The sequence below is a fragment of the Tissierella sp. genome (genome assembly GCF_052089545.1).
Classification (GTDB): Bacteria; Bacillota; Clostridia; order Tissierellales; family Tissierellaceae; genus Tissierella_A.
In genome coordinates this window covers 1-5,382 of sequence record NZ_JBQDAA010000093.1, presented here as the reverse complement: position 1 = coordinate 5,382, position 5,382 = coordinate 1, and the positions used below count along the sequence as shown (strand labels likewise).

The window sequence follows — 5,382 nt, the reverse complement described above, 5'->3', positions numbered from 1 at the left end:
GTGATTAAAATGTGTATTTAACCATATTGGATGATACTTTTTCAACATATTTACAAGTTTAGGAGTTATTCTTTGGGGCATAACAACTGGGACTCTACTTCCTATTCTTATTATATCAACATGTGGTATTGCTCTTATTTTTTTTATAATTTGTTCAAGTTTTGAATCAGATATTAAAAGAGCATCCCCACCTGATATAAGAACATCTCTTATTTCTGGTTTTTTTCTTATATATTCTATAGCCTTTTCAATTTGTTTGATTGGAAGCGATTTATCATTGTTGCCTGCAAATCTTCTTCGAGTACAATGTCTACAATACATAGCACATCTATCAGTAATTAAAAGAAGTACCCTATCAGGATATCTATGTGTCAGTCCAGGAACGGGAGAATCTGCTTCTTCATTCAAGGGATCCTCATAATCCGAACTAAAGCTTTCAAGTTCCAAAGAAGTTGGTATGGCCTGTTTTCTTACAGAATCATCTGGATTATTTAAATCCATAAGAGAAAGATAATATGGCGTAATTGCCATTCTTAATGTTTTAAGGCATCGCTTTATTCCCATCTTTTCTTCTAAAGTAAGCTTCACATGTTTTTGTAAGTCTTCCACTGTTTCTATTCTATTTCGCATTTGCCATTTCCAATTTCCCCAGTCTTCTGAAGAAACCTCCGCAAAAAATCTTTCTTTATTTTCATCTACTTTATTTTGTCTCAAGTTATTTCTAACCGAGTTATTCCTATCATCTAAATTATCTTGTTTTGATATTAATATCTTATTCATAAAAGAACTCCTTTTTTATTTTAATTGCAAAAAAATAATTGTTTTGTTAATTAATCAGTTAAATAACTAAACTAAAGACTTATACCAAATGTTCATATCCTCGATTTTTCCACCAATTTGAGTATTTTTTATAAGTACTCCAGAAAAGTCATATCCACATTTAGCAAAAGTGCAGTTCATAGCATAAGAACATGAACGAGCAATAGTATAAGCTGTCTTGATTTTGTTTTCTTTCATTTCCTTTTCCATCTTTATAAGTAAAAAATAAGCAAGATTGTATCCTCTATACTCTGGAAGTATCGCAAAATCTGTCATTTCTACATTTTCATCTTCTGTATTTATTTCACAAGATGAAAGTGCAATAATCTCATTATCTTTCCATATTGAAAAATAAACAACATGATTATTCATCGTTTGTTGAATGTATTCTGGATCCGATACAGGAAAAGGATATGAATTAAAAACCTTGGAATACAATTCGCACATTTTATAAACATCAATACTTTCTGCTTTCTTGAAATAAAATCCGCTAGGTAATTTATAATCTGTAGATTTAAATTCTAATGAATCTACAGGTGTTTTTGAATGAGCTGCTTCTAGAACTTTTTTATTAAGCAACTTATTTACTGGAATATTTCTTTCTTTATCTCTATATTTCCCCATGAATACACAATCTTCCTTTCCATTGAAAAAGCCCGGAACTTTTGCCTCAGTGGTATATCCTCTTTCCAAGAAAAATGGAGAGTAAGTCTCCGGGACCTTAGCAATTTTTTTTGTATATCCATGTGTATTTGCCATGTAAGTTAAAGTATCTAATATCTCGGGCATATCTCTCTTATCTAAATGCATGAGATATATCCTGTTATTGTGGAATCCATGTTGAAGATATGAGTTACCTTTTTTAATAATTGTATCGTACATTTATTCCTCCTTTGCTTTGCCAATTCGAAAGTTAATAGCCTACTAAAAAGATTGATTATATAAAATTGTTCATTTTTGTAATGTTTTCGGTTAAATGATCAAGGATAATAGCTAATATTATAATATCTAGACCACAATTGTTCCATTACCAATATCTAGTATTTGCATGAATTCTAAAACAACTAAATCCAGTTCCACTCCACCAATCATAAAGTCGATAACAGTCATTTATAAAGACATAATAATGCACTGGTTAACACCTGCTATTAGTTTCTGTCATCTTGTAGAACTACTGGACTAAGGAAAATGCTTATATCTTTTAGGAGAGCCTAAACTTAATATTTAAATATTGTGATACTTAAATTTATGAAATATAAATTGTAAAAAACTTAAAAAAGTGCATAAAAATAACCATGGAGCACCATAGTTATTTTAGATGATATACTCCTTTTTACACACGAAGTTAGCTGTCGGGCTAGAGCAAAGGTAGCACTTCAAATCGATTCGCCCCAAGATATTGGTCCCTCCGTTTCTTTTAAAAGAATTAAGCATTGTAATCTATTGAATTGTTTCTTATTATTGCAAATGTATATAATATATTTAAAGAAGCATTATACTCAACATACAATAGATGTACTACTTCTTTAAAATCAATACTAAAAGGTTTTAACCTATATATTTAAAGATTCCGTAATAGTTTCAGCATCTTTCTCATTTAACCATAGTTAGCGCTAAAAGAGATACAACTACATAAATGTTTAATCTATTCACGAAAGCATAAAAAAGGGCACAAAAAAACTATGGAGAACCATAGTTAGTTAAATTCAATGATATACTCCCCTTTTTCGCTTACGAGGTTAGCTGATGGATTAGAACAAAGGGTCGTTCTTCAAAAATGATTCACCCCAAAAAAATGGTTCCCCCGCTTCTTAAAAAGAATTAAGCATTGTAGTTATTAAATTATAATTGATTTATTTTAAAGTTATTACCATATAATCATAACATAGAAAAAGGTCTATTGCAAATTGACTGGAGCTGTGATTTGCAAAATACGCTGGAGAATAAAGCGAAGGCTGTTTATAATATGGTTTAGAATTTAGTAATTTGGTATAATACTATTGGAGGCAAAAGATGAAAAACAATATAAAGATATCAGTTAGAAATTTAATAGAATTTGTTATGAAAAGTGGTCATATAGATAATAGCTTTAAATCTATAAATAGAGCTTTAGAAGGAACAAAGGCTCATCAAAAGGTTCAAAAATCCTATGGAGAAAACTATAAGGTAGAAGTATCTCTTAAAACCATATTTGAATACGAAGAATATAGTTTTGAACTAGAGGGTAGGGCAGATGGAATATATAGATTCGAAGATGAAGCTATAATAGATGAAATAAAAAGTACTACATATGATTTAGAAAAGATAAAAAGAGAATCTAATCCCCTGCACTGGGCCCAAGCAAAAGTATATGGATATATTTATGGCCTTCAAAATAATTTAGAAAAGATAGATATACAAATTACATATTTTCATATTGAAAGCGAAGAAGTAAAAAGGTTTAAAGATAAATTTAAATTAGAAGAATTAGAAGAATTTCTTATATATCTGATAGGAAAATATATAGAATGGGCAGAGCTTAGCTTTGGATGGGAAGAAGCAAGGGATAGGTCAATAAAGGATTTACAGTTTCCATTTAAAAACTATCGCATAGGTCAAAGGGAGTTAGCAGTAGCAGTCTTTAAGACTATAAAAGAAAAGAAAAATCTTTTTACTAAAGCTCCAACAGGCATAGGAAAAACAATGTCTACTCTTTTTCCTTCTATAAAGATAATAGGAGAAGGAAGGGCTAAAAAAATATTTTATTTAACGGCCAAAACTATAACCCGTCAAGCACCACTTAAGTCCATGAAACTTTTAATAGGTAAAGGTTTAAAGATGAAAGCTATAGTAATAACTGCTAAAGATAAGGTTTGTTTAAATGGAGAAGTAAAATGCAATCCTCGTGATTGCCCTTTTGCTAAGGGACATTTTGATAGGGTAAATGATGCTATAATGGATATATTTTTAAATGAAGATTTGATAGATAGGGAAAAGATTAAGGAATATTCTTTAAAGCATAATGTATGTCCTTTTGAATATTCTTTAGACCTTAGTTTGTGGATGGATGTAATAATTTGTGACTATAATTATGTATTTGATCCACAGGTTCATCTAAAAAGATTTTTCGAAGAGTTATCATATAATTATGTGTTCTTAGTGGATGAGGCACATAATCTAGTGGATAGATCTAGAGAGATGTTTTCTGCAAGCTTGGATAAAGAAAAACTTATTGAAATAAAGGATAAATTTAAAGGAAGATATATTTCTATAAATAAAAAAATTGGAAAGATAGATATATTATTTGAAACTATTGTAAATACAAATAATATCGTAGATAATTTTAAATCAAAAGAAGATTTTACAGAACTTTATTTTCCTTTAAAATCACTTTTAACTTCATTAGAGCCCTGGCTTATAGAAGAAAAAGATGACTCGGAATACGAAAAGGTAATAGAAGTATACTTTGATATAGTTAAATATTTAAAGATATCTGAGTTTTTTGATGAAAATTATAGAAGTAAAAAAGAAATAAATGAAGAAAAAATAATAATAAAACTATTTTGTGTTAATCCTTCTAATCTTTTAAAAGAAAGTATAAAAAGAGGAGTTTCTACTATATTTTTTTCAGCTACACTTACCCCTATAGATTACTATAAAAACATACTTGGAGGAGGGAAAAAGGACTATCATATGAGACTACTTTCACCATTTCCAAAACAGAATATGTCATTACTTATAAGGGGTAATATATCTACTAGATATCGTGATAGGGAAAATACATATGTAAATGTAGCAAATACTATTAAAACTTTTATTAAGGCCAAAAAAGGAAATTATTTTATATTTTTTCCATCCTATGCCTATATGAAAAAAATATACAGTCTGATGGAATATGACGGTATAAATATCTTAATTCAAGAAGAGGGCATGAAAGAAAAAGAACGTGAACAATTTCTAGATAAGTTTAACAAAAAAGATGATGTAGTTGCCTTTGGAGTTCTTGGAGGTATGTTTTCTGAAGGAATAGATTTAGTAGGAGATAAACTTATAGGGGCTGTAGTAGTAGGGGTAGGACTGCCAGGAATAAACTTTGAAAGAGATATAATAAAAGAATATTATAATGAAAGTAGTCATATAGGATTTGATTATGCCTACACTTTTCCCGGCATAAATAAAGTGCTCCAAGCAGCCGGAAGGGTTATAAGAACTGAAGAGGATAAAGGGGTAATACTTCTTATAGATGATAGGTTTGTAAGGAGTAAGTATAAAAAGCTTTTTCCAAAAGAATGGAAGACTAATAAAAAAATTAAGAGTAATATAGACCTTAAAGAGAAACTAAAAGAATTTTGGGAAAAAAAGGATAAATTTTATGAATATATTGATAAGTAAAACTTAGATAAAATTTAAATTTTATCTAAGTTTTACTTATTTACAAATAATACTTAGTCGACTAATAAAAAAGTGTTGACATTAGGTAAAAAGTAAGATAATATATCAATGGTTAGGCGACTAAGTATTATAGAAAAAGGAAGTGAAAATATGATTAATAAAGATTCTTTATATTTTACATTTTTAAATACA

Annotated in this window: 3 protein-coding genes and 2 riboswitches; of the genes, 1 reads left to right on the top strand and 2 read right to left on the bottom strand. The window is 29.0% G+C overall.

The annotated features are described in order from the left end of the window. Both ACTHW2_RS07805 and ablB read right to left on the bottom strand, forming a co-directional pair. The coding region (locus ACTHW2_RS07805; RefSeq protein ID WP_442263386.1) for a KamA family radical SAM protein at positions 1-780 on the bottom strand (780 nt) is incomplete at its 3' end. Between the two features lie 66 nt (positions 781-846). Beyond that, positions 847-1,701, bottom strand: coding sequence for a putative beta-lysine N-acetyltransferase (gene ablB / locus ACTHW2_RS07800; RefSeq protein ID WP_442263385.1), 855 nt, complete (start codon positions 1,699-1,701; stop codon positions 847-849). A 437-nt stretch (positions 1,702-2,138) separates the two neighbouring features. Beyond that, positions 2,139-2,262, bottom strand: a riboswitch (cyclic di-AMP (ydaO/yuaA leader). A 270-nt stretch (positions 2,263-2,532) separates the two neighbouring features. Then, positions 2,533-2,657: riboswitch (cyclic di-AMP (ydaO/yuaA leader) on the bottom strand. A 175-nt stretch (positions 2,658-2,832) separates the two neighbouring features. On the opposite strand from ablB, the gene ACTHW2_RS07795 reads away from it, so the two are divergent. Beyond that, positions 2,833-5,190: an ATP-dependent DNA helicase gene (locus ACTHW2_RS07795; protein ID WP_442263384.1), complete on the top strand. Its 2,358-nt coding sequence runs from the start codon at positions 2,833-2,835 to the stop codon at positions 5,188-5,190. The last annotated feature ends 192 nt before the right edge of the window (positions 5,191-5,382 follow it).

Bases quoted from the DNA above. Each gene is read 5' to 3' on its own strand.
- ablB (WP_442263385.1), bottom strand. From the start codon at position 1,701: ATGTACGATACAATTATTAAAAAAGGTAACTCATATCTTCAACATGGA.
- ACTHW2_RS07795 (WP_442263384.1), top strand. From the start codon at position 2,833: ATGAAAAACAATATAAAGATATCAGTTAGAAATTTAATAGAATTTGTT.